The organism is Pseudomonas sp. F8002 (assembly GCF_013385495.1).
Classification (GTDB): domain Bacteria; phylum Pseudomonadota; class Gammaproteobacteria; order Pseudomonadales; family Pseudomonadaceae; genus Aquipseudomonas.
Window position 1 is genome coordinate 15,472 of sequence record NZ_JACAPW010000039.1, and the last position, 17,403, is coordinate 32,874.

General features: G+C 61.0%; 12 protein-coding genes. 9 read left to right on the forward strand and 3 right to left on the reverse strand.

All coding sequences use genetic code 11. The features are described from left to right. Positions 1–5: 5 nt before the first annotated feature. The 3 genes from HX811_RS26015 (at position 6) to HX811_RS26025 (ending at position 4,530) form a co-directional block, all read left to right on the forward strand. Complete coding sequence (locus tag HX811_RS26015; protein WP_177048033.1) at positions 6–1,970, forward strand: hypothetical protein; 1,965 nt, start codon at positions 6–8, stop codon at positions 1,968–1,970. 170 nt (positions 1,971–2,140) lie between these two features. Next, entirely contained in the window at positions 2,141–2,836 is a 696-nt protein-coding gene (locus HX811_RS26020) for a DUF1266 domain-containing protein (RefSeq protein ID WP_177048035.1), read from the forward strand. Then, the gene (locus tag HX811_RS26025; RefSeq protein ID WP_256344467.1) at positions 2,827–4,530 is read left to right on the forward strand and encodes a DUF805 domain-containing protein; all 1,704 of its coding nucleotides are present in this window, start codon (positions 2,827–2,829) and stop codon (positions 4,528–4,530) included. The genes HX811_RS26020 and HX811_RS26025 overlap by 10 nt, the downstream gene beginning before the upstream one ends. Here the strand turns inward: HX811_RS26025 and HX811_RS26030 are convergent. The 3 genes from HX811_RS26030 to HX811_RS26040 all read right to left on the reverse strand — a co-directional run bounded on the left by HX811_RS26030 (position 4,527) and on the right by HX811_RS26040 (position 10,556). Next, positions 4,527–6,215, reverse strand: coding sequence for a molecular chaperone HscC (locus HX811_RS26030; protein ID WP_177048037.1), 1,689 nt, complete (start codon positions 6,213–6,215; stop codon positions 4,527–4,529). The two genes, HX811_RS26025 and HX811_RS26030, sit on opposite strands and share 4 nt — an antisense overlap. Before the next feature lie 80 nt (positions 6,216–6,295). Further along, positions 6,296–9,601 (reverse strand): bifunctional diguanylate cyclase/phosphodiesterase, encoded by a 3,306-nt coding sequence (locus HX811_RS26035; RefSeq protein ID WP_177048039.1) that lies wholly within the window; start codon positions 9,599–9,601, stop codon positions 6,296–6,298. Positions 9,602–9,665: 64 nt separating this feature from the next. Continuing rightward, positions 9,666–10,556 carry a LysR family transcriptional regulator gene (locus HX811_RS26040; RefSeq protein ID WP_003212656.1) on the reverse strand — a complete coding sequence of 297 codons (891 nt, stop codon included), beginning with the start codon at positions 10,554–10,556 and terminating at the stop codon, positions 9,666–9,668. A 145-nt stretch (positions 10,557–10,701) separates the two neighbouring features. On the opposite strand from HX811_RS26040, the gene leuC reads away from it, so the two are divergent. The 6 genes from leuC (at position 10,702) to HX811_RS26070 (ending at position 17,259) form a co-directional block, all read left to right on the forward strand. Further along, positions 10,702–12,120 carry a 3-isopropylmalate dehydratase large subunit gene (gene leuC / locus HX811_RS26045; protein WP_008438759.1) on the forward strand — a complete coding sequence of 473 codons (1,419 nt, stop codon included), beginning with the start codon at positions 10,702–10,704 and terminating at the stop codon, positions 12,118–12,120. 10 nt (positions 12,121–12,130) lie between these two features. Continuing rightward, complete coding sequence (gene leuD, locus HX811_RS26050) at positions 12,131–12,775, forward strand: 3-isopropylmalate dehydratase small subunit (RefSeq protein ID WP_003212660.1); 645 nt, start codon at positions 12,131–12,133, stop codon at positions 12,773–12,775. Between the two features lie 146 nt (positions 12,776–12,921). Further along, complete coding sequence (locus tag HX811_RS26055) at positions 12,922–13,686, forward strand: class I SAM-dependent methyltransferase (RefSeq protein WP_003212662.1); 765 nt, start codon at positions 12,922–12,924, stop codon at positions 13,684–13,686. Positions 13,687–13,739: 53 nt separating this feature from the next. Further along, positions 13,740–14,822 carry a 3-isopropylmalate dehydrogenase gene (gene leuB, locus HX811_RS26060; RefSeq protein WP_177048041.1) on the forward strand — a complete coding sequence of 361 codons (1,083 nt, stop codon included), beginning with the start codon at positions 13,740–13,742 and terminating at the stop codon, positions 14,820–14,822. A gap of 64 nt (positions 14,823–14,886) precedes the next feature. Then, complete coding sequence (gene asd / locus HX811_RS26065; protein WP_003212667.1) at positions 14,887–15,999, forward strand: aspartate-semialdehyde dehydrogenase; 1,113 nt, start codon at positions 14,887–14,889, stop codon at positions 15,997–15,999. 249 nt (positions 16,000–16,248) lie between these two features. Further along, complete coding sequence (locus tag HX811_RS26070; RefSeq protein WP_008438747.1) at positions 16,249–17,259, forward strand: aspartate-semialdehyde dehydrogenase; 1,011 nt, start codon at positions 16,249–16,251, stop codon at positions 17,257–17,259. The last annotated feature ends 144 nt before the right edge of the window (positions 17,260–17,403 follow it).

The following is a 17,403-nucleotide window of genomic DNA, read 5'->3' on the forward strand; positions in this document are numbered from 1 at the left end:
ACTCCATGGTTACTATGAATACGGGTTATGCAATGAGTGCGGCGGTCAATCACCCTGCGCGTGTATATGGGGGCGAGAACAAATCTGTCGACAGTGTAAGTACTATAAGTTCCACCGAGCGAAAGTTCGGTGAGCATTTTGATACGAGCAGCCATTCTGCCGTTATCCAGATGATGATATCGACCTTCGGTCCTGCGCGCGCTGATCTATTTGATGAAGTAAAGCGTGTTGGCTCGGGGTATGACGTTACGCTGAAAGACGGTTATAAGTTACATATTTCCGATCATGAAGTGCATGGCGCTGCCTCAGCGTCGAGATTTGTCGGTGGTGATGCCAGTACAGTGGAAAACGCGAATTTCGCATTGGCTGTCTTCGTCAAGCGCAAACAATTGTCCAGTTCCGACAGCCGTATCAGCAGCAGCTTTAACGCGGCCTTGACCACGTCCTTACAGGGTGAGACTGCATCGAACCTGCTCAAGGGCATGGGTATGGGCCGGTTTATGCAGCAGATCCCTTCGGAGCAACTCGTCGGCAAGAACTCCGTGGGCGTCATGGAGGCGCATAACTTCGGTGCCGCGCTGATTCGGGATGGGGTGGCGCATCGGTTTGACCGTCAATATCGCCCCGACCGCCCCTACGTCTACGTGCTGGACAAGGAGGGGCAAACGGCTAGGCCGGTTAAGCGAGATGTGCCGATTGCTCCGGTCGATGTTCCCCTCGTCGATACGTCGTCCACCCAACGTGGCCGCAAGCCCGTTGACATTCTCAGCGGATTTAACGCGGCTGAGCGAGGATTCGGTGAGGTTGTTGATGGCAGCAGCCATGCCAGCGTCATAAAAATGATGATGATGAGGTTTGGTTCAGACGCCACGGATATGTTCGAGAAAGTCACCCCGGCGGGAGACGGTTATGACATTACGATGAAGGACGGTTTCGAACTGCATTTTTCCAGGCAAGAGCTGCAGCAAGCGACCACGGCCTCGCGATTCGCTGGGAAAAACCCCGACGCGGTGAAGCAGGCCAACTTCATGCTGGCGGCGTACACGAAGCGCAAGCAGATGACCCGCGGTGACCAGGACCCCGGGGCATCGTTTGAAAAGGTTTTATCGAACACGCTCAAAGGCGATACGGAATACCGCGTGTTGAAGGGCTTGGGCATGACTGGCTTCTTGCGCATCGTGCCACCCGCCAAGATGCAGGAGCAGGGCGCGGTGGGGGTGGTCAGTACCTTTGGCTATTCGAGTGCCCTGGTACTGGATGGCGTGCAGCACAGCAATGGTGACAAGCCATCGATCGTCAAATCTTATGGCTACATGCTCGCCGAGGAGGTACCGGACGGAGTGCCCGTTGGTTCAAGCAAGCGACCCCCGCCTTTTTCCAATGTACCGGTCGGGGTCAAGCCTGGGGATATCTGGAGTGGATTCTATCAAGGCGTCGAGGGGAACTGTGTCACGGTATCGGCGATCAAGGCGGCGATGATGAAGTATGGGCAAAGTCCCCAGGGCATCTATAAAAACATCACCGAGACCCGCGACGGTTACACCGTGACGATGCGCGATTCCAGCAAGGTCAGCTTGACCCACGCAGAACTGAAAACAGCCCGGGAACACTCGAATTTCAAAGGCAACGACGCCGGCCTGCTCAAGGATGCGAATTTCCTGTACGCCGTCAGCGCCAAGCGGGCGCAGATGGAGAACCACGAGTATCGTGCCGGCGAGAGCTTTGAAGCGGCGATGAGCACGCTCAATGATGGCGAGACCCCTGGTGATGCACTGCGACGTCTGGGTTTGTTCGCCTTTACCCGAAGCAGCAGCGTCCAGGAACTGGCAGATGGTGCAACCGGCACGTTGGCGAACTTTATGCATTCTGTCGTCGTCGTTGATGGGGCTTTTGATGATTACGGGTATAAACACCCACTGAAGTCATCAAGTTGGATGGATGAAGAGGGCACCGCGCTAAAGCTGGTTTAGTTTCAAAAAGGTGCAGAGTTTGAGAAACACAGGCCACGAGATCTTCGTGGTCTTTTTTCTGCGCGCAGAAAGGACAAGTCCGATGGTGGCCGGCTGCATATGCCTTGCAATCTGTGTCCGCATAGGTAGTTGGCCTTGGCTACTCTCATCGACTCTGGAACCTCCTGCTCATGGATGAAGTTCAACAGCATTGGCTGTATGCCCTGTCTGCTCCCATGGTGTCCATCAACCCTGGCGCCGGTTATCTCGAGCCGGCTTTCTATGCGGGTCCTTCCCCTATTGATCTCGACGGCAGCTGGGGAATCAATGATCGCGACCAGTTGTTCGGCATGTTGTCCCTGGCGGACAACGGCCATGCACGTCACCTCAACGAGGCCTACCATCAATGGGCGCGCTGTTTGCCGAGTGAGTGGAGCCGCCTCCGGCAGGACCTGGGGCAACGTGAGTTTGCATTGTACGAATTTGCCAGCCGGACTTTTGGCGTGTGCGGAGTAGGCGGCATACGCGCCTGGGACCTGGGGCGAATGGGTTTCCTGTTGCGTTGTGGTTTGCGCAACCAATGGATCGACTTGTCGGAAAGCCTCTGGCTGCACAGCCGGCTGGCGTTGCGAGCGCGGCATCATTACGACAATTGGGACACCTATCTGAATGGGTTTCTGGCGGGATATACCTTCTGGAAATGTGAGCGGCTACCCGCAGAGCAACTGCATCGCGCGCTGGCACTTCAAACTGCCTGTGAAAGTACCCAGCTTGTCGTCCGGACCCTGGCCAAAGCCGCAGCCTCATTGCTTGAACCCTTGCCCTGGGACCTGCCCCTTGACCCACTGCCGCGTCCCGACAGCCTGGGGGTGTTCGAATGGCAATGACCTGCTGGGAAGCCCTGGGAATAGAACCCACCGAGAATCTCGATCTGATTCGGGCCGCCTATCGTGCCCGATTGCCCGAGCACCACCCGGAAAGCGACCCTACCGGCTTCCAGACTTTGCGCAGCGCTTACGAGGCTGCCCTGGAGGCTGCTCGCACGGAGCCGCCGGATCGCGTTCTTCTGGTGGATACGCCGCCAGATGCCGGTACTCAACTGCTGTCGGAATTCGAGGCTTTACTGGAAGATCCAGCCCGACGCTTTAATGTGCACGCCTGGCAAGTCTTTATCCGGCAACTGGATACTCTGCCGCTGGACAGGCTCGAAGACCTCGGCTGGAGATTGCTCAGTGAGCTGATGCAATCGGGGCCGCTATCGTCGCGATGTGCGCTGTTGCTCGCGCAACGTTTTGGGTGGTCGGATCGGTTGCTCAATGTGGATTTCGACAGCGCTCGCCACATCGACGAGTTTCTGCACGTCCTCCAGCGGCCCGACCCTTTTGACCTCGAGTTGATGGGGGAGTGGTCGCCACCTGCACAAATGGAAGCCCTCTGGTACGTAAACAGCCTGGACCACCTCTATCACCAGCGGCCTTTACGCGAGTATGTGCACTTTGCCAGCCAAGCTACCTGCGTAGCGCTCCCGGCGGATCCTGCGTTGATGCGCCGTCTGCTGGTGCAGCAGACGCTCGCCGGGATTGCGGGCAAGGGCCTGCGTGAAGCGTGTATCGAGTTGCATCATCAGGCATCGGACGACCTTGATGCATTGTTTCTGTTGACGCGTCAGAACACCCTGTTGGGCCTGGAAGAACAGGCGCTGCAAGGTTGGCTCAAGCTCTGGCATGAACATCGGCACCCGAAAGCCGCCGATTACTTGCTGGAGCTTTGCGGGCGGCATCATCCGCAGCGGTTGCCGTTGTTGATTCAAGCATTTGACCGCAGGGACTATGCTCGGGAGTTTGATATTCAACAGGACCCGGAAGCACCAACGATGCAGCCGGAAACGCTGGCGCGCTGGTTCAATGCGCTGAGGGCGGATTTGGGAAGTTTTGCCGGTGCCTACGCCCAGTGGCAGGTCGGTGGTGATACGCGGCCCCTTCAGGCGTGCTTCAATGACAAGGAGCAGGATGCTGATCTGCACCGGCTTTATCGCCATGCCTGGGCATTGCGCGAAGGTACTGATCAGGATGTGCAACAGGTGCTTGATGAACCGCCATCCAGTGATGTGTTGGAAGAGCTGATTCTTGAAGGGTTTCGGTATCGGGCAGGGCAGAAGATACGCGCGCAATCTGCGCCGCGAGTGTCGCCAGCGGCAGAAGCGCGTCGCGACTGCAGTACTCCTGCACCGGTATCGCCTTGGGCATTCTGGCGACTGGACACGCGCCTGGGGCGCGCGGCCTTTTTCGGGCAGAGCCTGGGGCTTACGGTGGTTGGCCTTCTTTCGGCATTGATGATGAATGTCACGCCGGGCGCTGCGTTGACGTTGCTGGCGCTTACCCTGCTTTTGCTGGCAGGGGCCAGTGTGCGGCGCTTGCACGACATGGGGCGCGGCGCCCCCACGCTGTTGCTGGGCATGGGGTTGGCGTTTGTGTTGCCGGTTATCCCACTGGCGTTGTTTTTCTGGCCGGGTGACCGCCTGCCAAACCGCTACGGCCTCCCTCCAGGTGCACCGCCTCATCGGGATGAGGCCGGTGGTTAAAGCTGCAGTTGGTCCAGTGCCCCGTTCAGTTGCTGCTGGCAGGCGGTGATCTCGGTAGGGCGCTGGCTGGCGAGCACTTGATTGAAGGTGTCCAGCCAGGCGCCGATGCGTTCTCGATCATCCCCCAGGCTTTTTGCCCAGGCGCGTTCAAGGCGTGCGATAAGCGTGCGGTTGGGCAGGGTGTCCCGGGGATGGATTTTCAAGGCGCTGAGGCGCTGGTGGCTGGCTTTTCGAGCCTCCTCGCCGAGCCCGGTGGGTGTGTGGTCGATGCTGTGACTGTGGCGTTCACCGTTATGCAGCAATGTCACGTCGACCTCCAGCAGCCCGTTGATGTCGTAGCTGAAACGGATGTCCAGCGCCTGGATCTCACCGGTCTGCGGCAGCGGGACTTCAAACGCGTCGATAAAGATATTGTCCTGCACCCACGGTCGTTCTCCCTGGTAGATCGCGACCCGTATGAGTGCCTGCTGCGCGTGGGAACTGTAGAAACGCTGTACCCGCGAGACGGGAATCACCGTGTTGCGCTCAATGATCGGCGAGAACGCGTCGCTGTCATCTTCCCCGCGCAGGCATGAAACGCCGAGCGTATAGGGGCACACATCGGTCAGGATCAGCTCCTCGATGGCGTGGTCTCGTGCCTTGCACGCCGCCTGAGCCGCTGCGCCCAGGGCGACGAGGGTATCGGGGTCAAGATGACGGTAGGGGAGACGGCCAAACAACGCGGCAACCATCCGTTGCACCGCAGGCATACGCGTCGCGCCGCCCACCAGTACCAGGTTGTCGAGGTCTTGAGGACGTAACCGGCTGTCGCGCAATGCTTGTTCAATCGGAGTGCGCAACCGGTTTAGTAAAGGCTCCCAGATTTTCAGCGCACCAGGCTCATCCAGTTGCCATTCGCGGGTGACGCCGGCGTGGTTCCAGGTCAGGGTTTGCACCTCGCTGGCCAGTTTGCATTTGAACCCTTCGAGGCTGTCGCGCAGGTTGGCCTGCGCCTGTACGTCGAGCGCTGCCGGCAGTAATTGCCAGTCCCCGAGGCACGCCTTAAACAGGGCTTCGGTGAAGTCTTCCCCGCCCAGGAAGTTGTCGCCGGCAGAGGCGTGCACCTCGATCAGTGGCAGCGCGTACTCCAGAACGGTTACATCAAAGGTACCGCCGCCCAGGTCGAAAATCAGTGTGCGTTCAAACTGCTGCTCGTGCAGCCCATACGCCATGGCTGCTGCGGTGGGTTCGTTAATCAGGCGTGTCACGGCAAGCCCCGCCAGCTCGGCGGCAAACAAGGTGCGTTTACGCTGCTCATCGCTGAAATAGGCCGGAACCGAAATGACCGCTTCATGCACCGGGTGCCCCAGCCAAGCCTCGGCATCCGCCTTGAGTGCGCCGAGCACCAGCGCCGACAACTCTTCGGGGCTGAACGATTGGTCGCCCAGCGCAAAGCGCTTGTCACTGCCCATAAAGCGTTTGAAGGCGGCCACACTTCGCTGCGGGTGTGTCGCCAGGCGAGCCCGGGCGGCCTTGCCGACCAGAATGCTGCCGTCCTCGTCGAGGCTGATGACTGAAGGCGTCAGCACATCGCCGAGCGCGTTCGGGATCAGCCGGGTTTTGCCCTCGTGCCAGAGGGCGATAACGCTGTGGGTCGTACCCAGGTCTATCCCCAGCAGCGCCGGGGAGTGCTTTGCATCCTGCATGGTAGGTGTGTCCGAAAATGGAAAGCACCTGAACCTACAGGCTCAAAAAGCAGCTGCCCATCAGGAAAATCCGGTGCGACTTATTCCGATGAAGTGGCCTGGGGCATTCGCTTCAGTACCTGCCTGAACCCTTCCACCGGCAAGGGCCGACTGTGCAGATACCCCTGATACAAATGACACCCAAGCCCCTGCAAAAACGCCAGTTGCTCAGGGGTTTCCACACCTTCGGCAATGACGTCCAGGTTCAAGCTGCGCGCCATCGCCACAATGGCACGGATGATCTCCGCATCGTTGGGGTCATGGGTGGCGTCGCGCACAAACGACTGGTCGATCTTCAGCGCATCCACCGGCAGGCGCTTGAGGTAGGTCAGCGACGAATAGCCGGTGCCGAAATCATCCATCGCAAAACTCACGCCGAGCTTTTTCAGGCGGCGCATTTTGCTGATGGTGTCGTCCAGATTCTGGATCACGATGCCTTCGGTGATCTCCAGCTTCAGCAGGGTATAAGGCAGGTGGTGGTTGCGCAGGCTGCGTTCTACCCGTTCGACAAAATCATTCTGGCGAAACTGCCGCGGGCTGATGTTGACGCACAGGCTGAAGTTCAGCGGGTCTACCAGGCCCTCGGCAATCAACTGCGCGAAGGTGCTGCAGGCTTCGTCGAGGATCCAGGTGCCCACTTCAAGGATCAGGCCGCTGTCTTCCAGGACCTTGATGAATTCCGTCGGGGACTGTGCGCCCAACTGCGGATGTTGCCAGCGCACCAGGGCCTCGGCGCCGACGATGGTGTTGCCGCGCGCATCCACCTGGGGTTGGTAATGCACGCTGAACTCGCCGCGGGACAGGGCCAGGCGCAGGTCGGTTTCCATGCGCAGCCGCTCGCTGGCGGTTTTCTGCATGCTGTTGTGGAACATCTGGATGGTGTTGCGCCCTGAATCCTTGGCCCGGTACAGGGCGATGTCGGCGCGCTTGAGCAAATCTGCCGGGGTTGAGCCGTGATCGGGGATCAGCGCCACGCCGATGCTCGGGGTGACTTGCAGGCGGTGGCCATCCAGGAACATCGGTTCGGATAACAGTTCGCGCAGGGTATCGGCCAGCTCCTGGACCTGAGTGCTGACTTGCGGGCGCGTGCCTTCCAAGCCGCTGAGCAGCACCACAAACTCATCGCCGCCCAGGCGTGCCACGGTGTCTTCCATGCGCACACTGGCTTCTAGGCGTGCAGTGACGATCTTCAGCACCGTGTCGCCTACCGGGTGGCCTAGGGAATCGTTGATGTGCTTGAAGTGGTCCAGGTCAAGAAACAGCAGGGCGCCCCGCAGGTTGTGGCGCTTGAGCAGGGCGATCTGCTGGCTCAGGCGGTCCATCAGCAGGGCGCGGTTGGGCAGGTTGGTCAGCGGGTCGTGATAGGCCAGGTGGCGAATCTGCGCCTGGGCGTTTTTCAGCAGGCTGACGTCCCGGGCGGTCAGCAACAGGCAGGGGGTTTCATTGAGGGTGATGGGCTCCACCGACACTTCAACCGCCAGCACTTCGCCGCGTTTGTTGTGCCAGAGCATTTCCAGGTGATGAATGCGGCCCTTGATCTGCAGCTCGGCCAATAACGCCGCGCGCTGGTTTTCATCGGCCCAGATGCCGATCTGGTACAGCGTCAGGCCGATCGCTTCTTCGGCGCGGTAGCCGGTGAGGCGGCAGAAGCCGTCATTGACCTCCACGTAGCGCCCGGTATCGCGCTCGGTGATCGACACCGCATCGGGGCTGGAATGAAAGGCCTTGGCGAACTTCTCTTCGCTGGCCTTGAGCGCCGCTTCCGAGCGCTGTTGTTGGGTGATGTCCCGCAGGGTGGTGACGATGCAGGGTTGGTCGCTGACCTGGATCAGGCGGCTGGATATCACACAGTTCAGGGTCTGGCCGTTCTTGTGATGAACGGTGATTGCCACGTTGCTCAAGGATTGTTCGCGAATCACCTGCTCGATGCGCTGCAGGCGTTGGCTCGACTCCTCCCACAAGCCGATCTGCTCGGCGTTGTTGTTGAGCACCTCGGCGGCGGTCCAGCCGAAGGTCTGGGTGAAGGCGGGGTTGATCTCGATAAACTGGCCGGTCTCCAGGCGCGTCACGCAGATCGGGTCGGGGCTGGCGAGGAACAGGCTGGCAAATTTTTCTTCGGATGCGATCAGGCGCTGCTCACGTTCAACCTGGTCGGTGATGTCGAGCAGGGTCCCGGCCATTCGCAACGGTACGCCCGTGTCATCGCGATACAGGCGGGCGCGGCTTTCCAGGTAGCGTGAACTGCCGTCTTCCAGTTGCACGCGGTAGGTCAGTTGGTAGTTGCCCGCCGGGCCTTCGCGCAGGGTGCGGTAGGCGTTGCGCATGCTCTCGCGCTCTTCCTGGGGCATGCCTTCAAAGAAGGCCTCGAAGGATTCGTGGAACGGTTGGGGTTCCAGCCCGTGCAATTGGGCGGCGCGGGCCGAGCCATAGAGCATGCCGCTGGGGATGTGCCAGTCCCAGGTGCCCAGTTGCGCCGAGTCCAGGGCCAGGTCCAGGCGTTCCTGGCTGTCCTTGAGGGCCTGCTCGGCATTCTTGCGCTCGGTGGTGTCGAGGAAGGTGCTGATCAGGTAGTCCTCGCCGTCCAGCTCGACTTTCTGGGCGCTGAGGGTGCCATCGTGGACCTGCCCGTTGCTGGCGCGAAACTGCACTTCCATGGTGATGGGGGCGCCTTTGCGCTGGGTGGCCTTGACCAGATGCGCGCGTTGTTCGGGGTGTACCCAGAGGCCCAGCTCCAATGTGCTGCGGCCAATGGCATCGGCCAACGGCCAGCCGAACAGGCTCTCGAAATACTGGTTGGCTTCGCTGATCAGGCCGTCCGTCTGGCGGGTCAGCAGGACCATCAGCGGGCACAAATGGAACAGGGTGGCGAAACGCTTTTCCGAATGGCTGAGGGCGTGTTCGCGCTCGCGCTGGTGGGTGATTTCGCGGATCACCCCGATCATTCGCCGACGCCCGGCCTTGTCCGGTAGCAGGCTGCCGTTGATTTCCAGCCAGTGCAGGCTGCCATCGGGCCATTGGATACGGTGGTGCATGGCCTGGACAGCGGGTTCGCCGGCCAGCACCGCATGAAAGGCCCGGACCACCTTGGCGCGGTCCTCGGGGGCCAGCAGATCCAGGTACTCCAGGTCTTCAGGCAGCGGCTGGCGCGGGTCGAAGCCGAACAGGGCCTGAGTGCCTCGGGACCAGCTGATCCGGCCGGTATCGATTTCCCAGCTCCAGGCGCCCAGCCGGGCAGCGTTGAGCGCCGCCAGCAGTTGCGGCGCGCTGTCCCAGCTTTGCTCCGCCTCCTGTGGGTCCAGGGCGTAGATGCGGGGCAGGGGTGGCACGGTATCGACGGGGTTGCGCATTTTCAAAGGGCCTTGGCTCGATGGGCGTTCGGCGCGGGTTCCACGGTCTACGGGCCACGGCGATTCAAGCCTGATTCCCTGGCAGATCGACCTGTGCATCCAATAGGCTCATGAAAGCCCGCGCAGCGTTCGACAGCGTCCTTTCGGTGTGCACGATATAGCCTAGCTGGCGACTGAGCTGTATGCCCGGCAAAGCGATGCGTGCCACCTGGTCATCGAGCATGGTGCGCGGCAACACGCTCCAGGCAAGGCCAATGGAGACCATCATCTTGATGGTTTCCAGGTAGTTGGTGCTCATGGCGATGTTTGGCGTCAGGCCCTGGGCCTCGAACAGCCGCTGCACGATATGGTGGGTAAAGGTGTTGCCGCCGGGAAACACTGCCGGGTGCCGGGCGATGTCCGCCAGGCTGACGCTGCCGTTGCTGATCAGGCTGTGTTCCGGCGCCACCACGAAATCCAGCGGGTCGTCCCACACCGGGGTGGCCCGCACCAGCGTGTGGGGCTCCGGCGCCAGGGTGATCACGGCCACTTCGGCGCGGCCATGGAGGATTTCTTCGTAGGCCACTTCCGAGTCGAGAAACTGAATGTCCAGCGCGACATTCGGGTATTCCCGGGTGAACGTGCGCAGGACCGGTGGCAAGCGGTGCAGGCCGATGTGATGGCTGGTGGCCAGAGTTAGACGACCGCTGACCTCGCCGGTCAGGTTGGTCAGGGCGCGGCGGGTGTCGTCCAGTACATTGAGAATCTGATACGCCCGGGGCAGCAGCGCCCGTCCGGCTTCGGTGAGGCCGACCTCACGCCCCAGCCGGTCGAACAGGCGCACCTTTAATTGTTGCTCCAGGCCGGCGATGCGCTTGCTGATGGCCGGTTGGGTCAGGTGCAGGCGTTCACCGGCACCGGAGAAGCTGCCGGTCTCGGCGATGGCGATAAAGGCATTGAGGTTGGCCAGGTCCATTGTGCTATTCCAGTTGGTAATCCAAAGCATAAAAAATATGAATTTGAGTTATTTAATGTAGCGCCATACCATCAGCCTCACAAGCCAAAGGGTTATTGAATCGTTCAAGGCCCGGGGCATAGAAACACCTGATGAGGACCGCGTGATGGCCGGCAAAACGCTTTACGACAAGCTTTGGGATTCCCATGAAGTGAAACGGCGCGATGATGGGTCGTCGCTGATCTACATCGACCGTCACATCATCCATGAAGTGACCTCGCCCCAAGCGTTCGAAGGCCTGCGACTGGCCGGGCGCAAGCCTTGGCGCGTCGACTCGATCATCGCCACCCCGGACCACAACGTGCCGACCACCCCGGAACGTAAAGGCGGGATCGACGCCATCGTCGACACCGTGTCGCGCCTCCAGGTGCAGACCCTCGATGATTACTGCGACGAATATGGCATCACCGAATTCAAGATGAATGACGTGCGCCAGGGCATCGTTCACGTGATCGGCCCGGAGCAGGGCGCTACCTTGCCCGGCATGACCGTGGTCTGCGGCGATTCCCACACCTCTACCCACGGTGCGTTTGGCGCCCTGGCCCATGGTATTGGGACCTCCGAGGTGGAGCACGTATTCGCCACCCAGTGCCTCGTCGCCAAGAAAATGAAGAACATGTTGGTGTCGGTGGAAGGTGAGTTGCCTTTCGGCGTCACTGCCAAGGACATCGTCCTCGCCGTGATCGGCAAGATCGGCACTGCCGGCGGTAACGGCCACGCCATCGAATTCGCCGGCAGCGCGATTCGCGACCTGTCCATCGAAGGCCGCATGACCATCTGCAACATGTCCATCGAAGCCGGTGCCCGCGTGGGCATGGTGGCGGCGGACGAAAAGACCATTGCCTACGTCAAGGGTCGCCCGTTCGCACCTGCCGGTGCTGATTGGGACGCCGCTGTCGAAGCCTGGAAAGACCTGGTGTCCGACGCCGATGCGGTGTTCGACACCGTGGTTACCCTCGATGCCGCCCAGATCAAGCCGCAAGTCAGCTGGGGCACCTCGCCGGAAATGGTGTTGGCCGTTGACCAGAACGTGCCGGACCCGGCCAAGGAAACCGACCTGGTCAAGCGTGGTTCCATCGAGCGCGCCTTGAAGTACATGGGCTTGAAAGCCAACCAGGCGATTACCGACATCCAGCTGGATCGCGTGTTCATTGGCTCCTGCACCAACTCGCGGATCGAGGATTTGCGCGCTGCGGCGGTGATCGCCAAGGGCCGCAAAGTCGCCTCGACCATCAAGCAGGCGATCGTGGTGCCAGGTTCGGGCCTGGTCAAGGCCCAGGCTGAAGCCGAAGGCCTCGACAAGATCTTCCTCGAAGCCGGTTTTGAATGGCGCGAGCCGGGTTGCTCGATGTGCCTGGCGATGAACCCGGACCGTTTGGAGTCGGGCGAGCATTGCGCGTCCACCTCCAACCGTAACTTCGAAGGGCGTCAGGGCGCCGGTGGCCGTACCCACCTCGTCAGCCCGGCCATGGCTGCTGCGGCTGCCGTCAACGGTCGTTTCATCGACGTTCGCGAATTGATCTGAGGAATACCCGATGAAAGCTTTTACTCAACACACCGGTTTAGTCGCGCCGTTGGACCGTGCCAACGTGGACACCGACCAGATCATTCCCAAGCAGTTCTTGAAATCGATCAAGCGCACCGGTTTTGGCCCGAACCTGTTCGACGAGTGGCGCTACCTGGACGTGGGCTACGCCTACCAGGACAACTCCAAGCGCCCGCTGAACAAGGACTTTGTGCTCAACGCCGAGCGTTACCAGGGCGCCAGTGTATTGCTGGCCCGGGAAAACTTCGGTTGCGGCTCCAGCCGTGAGCACGCGCCGTGGGCCCTGGAAGAATATGGCTTTCGCAGCATCATCGCGCCGAGCTACGCCGACATCTTCTTCAACAACAGCTTCAAGAACGGCTTGCTGCCGATCATCTTGAGCGATGCCGAAGTGGATGAGTTGTTCCAGCAGGTGGAAGCCGATGTGGGCTACCAGTTGACCATCGACCTGGCGGCACAGACCGTGACCCGTCCGGACGGCAAGGTGTATCACTTTGAAGTGGACGCCTTCCGCAAGCACTGCCTGATCAATGGCCTGGACGACATCGGCCTGACCTTGCAGGACGGCGATGCGATTGCCGCGTTTGAAACCAAACACCGGGCCAGCCAGCCTTGGTTGTTTCGCGACGCTTGATTCCATGTAGACCGGACTGGCCCCTTCGCGAGCAAGCCCGCTCCCACATTTGATTGCATTTCAACTGAAGGAACTCGGTCGAATGTGGGAGCGGGCTTGCTCGCGAAAGGGCCAGCAACAGCAACACAAAAACCAGGGACATCATCATGACCAGCACCGCCCACACCCAAGTCGTGCAAAAGCAATTCGGCGAACAGGCCTCGGCCTACCTGAGCAGCGCAGTACATGCTCAAGGCACCGAATTCGCGCTGCTCCAGGCCGAACTGGCCGGGCAGGGCGCAGCACGACTGCTGGACCTGGGTTGCGGCGCCGGTCACGTGAGTTTCAACGTTGCACCGTTGGTCAAGGAAGTGGTGGCGTACGACCTGTCCCAGCAAATGCTTGACGTGGTCGCCGCCGCTGCCGTGGACCGTGGCCTGGACAACATCCGCACCGTGCACGGCGCCGCCGAGCGCCTGCCGTTTGCCGATGGCGAATTCGACTTCGTGTTCAGCCGCTACTCGGCGCACCATTGGAGCGACCTGGGCCTGGCCCTGCGTGAAGTGCGCCGGGTGCTCAAGCCGGGCGGCGTGGCCGCGTTTGTGGACGTCTTGTCACCGGGCAGCCCGCTGTTGGACACTTACCTGCAAACCGTCGAAGTGCTGCGCGACACCAGCCACGTGCGTGACTATTCCGCCGGCGAGTGGATGCGCCAGCTCAGCGAAGCCGGTTTGCATGTGCGCAACAGCAGCCGCCAGCGCCTGCGCCTGGAATACACCTCGTGGGTCGAGCGCATGCGCACCCCAGAGGTATTGCGTGCCGCGATCCTGGAGCTGCAAAAGGCAATGGGCCAGGAAGTGCGCGATTACTTCGAGATTCAAGCCGATGGCACCTTCAGCACCGACGTGCTGGTGGTGTGGGCCGAACGCTGATTAATTTTTCCCGACCTGCCCGCGGGCGGGTCGCTTGATGAAATGAGGAACCCATGAGCAAGCAGATTCTGATTCTCCCTGGCGACGGCATTGGTCCGGAAATCATGGCCGAAGCGGTCAAAGTCCTGGAAGTGGCCAACACCAAGTACAGCCTGGGCTTCGAACTGAGCCACGACGTGATCGGCGGCGCGGCCATCGACAAGCACGGCGTGCCCCTGGCCGACGAGACCCTGGAGCGTGCCCGCGCAGCCGACGCCGTGCTGCTGGGTGCCGTGGGTGGCCCGAAATGGGACAAGATCGAACGTGACATCCGCCCTGAGCGCGGCCTGCTGAAAATCCGTGCGCAACTGGGCCTGTTCGGCAACCTGCGCCCGGCGATCCTTTACCCGCAGCTGGCGGACGCTTCCAGCCTGAAGCCGGAAATCGTCGCGGGCCTGGACATCCTGATCGTCCGCGAACTGACCGGCGGTATCTACTTCGGCTCGCCACGGGGCGTGCGCGAGTTGGAGAATGGCGAGCGTCAGGCCTACGACACCCTGCCGTACAGCGAGAGTGAAATCCGCCGTATCGCCCGTGTCGGTTTCGACATGGCCCGTGTGCGTGGCAAGAAGGTCTGCTCGGTGGACAAGGCCAACGTATTGGCGTCCAGCCAGCTGTGGCGTGAAATCGTCGAGGAGGTCGCCAAGGACTACCCGGACGTCGAGCTGAGCCACATGTACGTCGACAACGCCGCCATGCAGCTGGTGCGTGCACCGAAGCAGTTCGACGTGATCGTCACCGACAACCTGTTCGGCGACATCCTGTCCGACCAGGCCTCGATGCTCACCGGTTCCATCGGCATGCTGCCGTCGGCCTCCCTGGATGCCAACAACAAGGGCATGTACGAGCCGTGCCACGGTTCGGCGCCGGACATCGCCGGGCAGGGCATTGCCAACCCGTTGGCGACCATTTTGTCGGTGTCGATGATGCTGCGTTACAGCTTCAACCTGACCGACGCCGCGGATGCCATCGAGCAGGCCGTGAGCCTGGTGCTCGACCAGGGCCTGCGCACTGGCGACATCTGGTCCCAGGGTTGCACCAAGGTCGGTACGCAAGAAATGGGCGACGCAGTAGTCGCCGCGCTGCGGAATCTGTAATCTCTCGGGCCCGCTTGCAGATGTTGCTGCAAGGCGGCCCACTTTTGAACAAGGTGTAGTTGCGATGAAACGTGTAGGTCTGATCGGTTGGCGCGGTATGGTCGGTTCCGTGCTCATGCAGCGGATGCTGGAAGAGCAGGATTTCGATCTTATTGAGCCGGTGTTTTTCACCACCTCCAATGTAGGTGGTCAAGGGCCGTCCGTGGGCAAGGACATTGCTCCGCTCAAGGACGCCTACAACATTGAAGAACTGAAGACCCTCGACGTCATTCTGACCTGCCAGGGTGGCGACTACACCAGCGAAGTCTTCCCCAAGCTGCGCGAAGCCGGCTGGCAGGGCTACTGGATCGATGCCGCTTCCAGCCTGCGCATGCAGGATGACGCGGTGATCGTGCTGGACCCGGTCAACCGCAAGGTGATCGACCAGCAACTGGACGCGGGCACCAGGAACTACATCGGCGGCAACTGCACCGTCAGCCTGATGCTGATGGGCCTGGGCGGCTTGTTCGAAGCCGGCCTGGTGGAGTGGATGAGCGCCATGACCTATCAGGCGGCCTCCGGTGCCGGCGCGCAGAACATGCGTGAACTGATCAAGCAGATGGGCGCGACCCACGCCGCTGTCGCCGATCAACTGGCTGACCCGGCCAGCGCGATCCTCGACATCGACCGCCGTGTGGCCGAGGCCATGCGCAGCGAGGCCTACCCGACCGAGAACTTCGGTGTGCCACTGGCCGGCAGCCTGATCCCGTGGATCGACAAGGAACTGCCTAACGGCCAGAGCCGTGAAGAGTGGAAGGCCCAGGCCGAGACCAACAAGATCCTCGGTCGCTTCAAGAGCCCGATCCCGGTGGACGGCATCTGCGTGCGCATCGGCGCCATGCGTTGCCACAGCCAGGCGCTGACCATCAAGCTGAACAAAGACGTGCCGATCGCCGATATCGAAGGGCTGATCAGCCAGCACAACCCTTGGGTCAAGCTGGTGCCGAACAACCGTGATATCAGCATCCAGGAACTGAGCCCGAACAAGGTGACCGGTACCCTGAATGTGCCGGTTGGCCGTCTGCGCAAGCTGAACATGGGGACGCAGTACCTGGGCGCGTTCACCGTCGGCGACCAACTGCTGTGGGGCGCGGCTGAGCCGTTGCGTCGCATGCTGCGGATCTTGCTGGAGCGGTAATCGCTGCTGGTAATAAGAAACCCGCGTTCTGGTGACAGGCGCGGGTTTTTTTATTGCTCTTCAGGGCCTCATCGCGGGCAAGCCCGGCTCCCACATTGAACGGTGTTTGTCTGAACAACTCGGTCGACTGTGGGAGCCGGGCTTGCCCGCGATGGGGCCATCAGCCACACCACAAGCCCCAGGTTAATTGCCTCACCCCCAGCCACCCGGTAAAGTGCCGCTCCCCCCGCAATGCCCGAGGCAGCCCCCATGACCCAGACCTTTGATATTGCCGTGATCGGCGCCACCGGCACCGTTGGCGAAACCCTGGTGCAGATCCTCGAAGAGCAGGACTTCCCGGTAGGCAGCCTGCACCTGTTGGCCAGCAGCGAGTCGGCCGGGCATTCGGTGCCGTTTCGTGGCAAGAACGTGCGGGTGCGGGAAGTCGATGAATTCGATTTCAGCAAAGTCCAACTGGTGTTCTTCGCCGCCGGCCCTGCGGTCACCTTGAGTTTTGCCCCGCGCGCCACCGCTGCGGGCTGCACCCTGATCGACTTGTCCGGCGCCTTGCCGGCCGATCAGGCGCCGCAGGTAGTGCCGGAAGCCAACGCGCAGATCCTCGATGGCCTGAAAAAACCTTATCAGGTCAGCAGCCCAAGCCCGTCGGCCACTGCCCTGGCCGTGGTGCTGGCGCCACTGCGCGGCTTGCTGGACATTCAGCGCGTCAACGTCACCGCCAACCTCGCCGTTTCCGCCCAGGGCCGTGAGGCTGTCAGCGAACTCGCCCGGCAGACCGCCGAGTTGCTGAATGTGCGCCCGCTGGAGCCGAAGTTCTTCGACCGGCAAATGGCCTTTAACCTGCTGGCCCAGGTCGGCAAGCCTGACGCGCAAGGCCACACCGCCCTGGAAAAACGCCTGGTGCACGAATTGCGCGCCGTGCTGGAAATGCCTTTGCTAAAGATTTCCGTCACTTGCGTTCAAGCCCCGGTGTTTTTTGGCGATAGCCTGACTGTGTCGCTGCAATTGGGGGCAGCGGTGGATCTCGCTGCCGTCAACCGTGCCCTGGACTCGGCACCGGGTGTCGAGTTGGTGGAAGAGGGCGATTACCCCACGGCTGTGGGCGATGCGGTCGGTCAGGACGTGGTCTACGTGGGCCGGGTTCGTGCCGGTATTGATGACCCCGCGGAACTAAATATGTGGCTGGCGTCAGATAACGTACGCAAAGGGGCGGCACTGAACGCCGTACAGCTGGCGCAGTTGTTGATAAAAGGCCTTGTGTAAAAGATACTTGGCGGCAATTTGTAGATTGATTCTAGCCAAGCGCTATGCTTGGCCCCAAGCTGGAAAAATTGCGCGTCGGTGACCTATCGGCTCGCCATGCCTAATGGCAGCGGTTACCCACCTTCTCGCCGGCCGGGGAGTGTT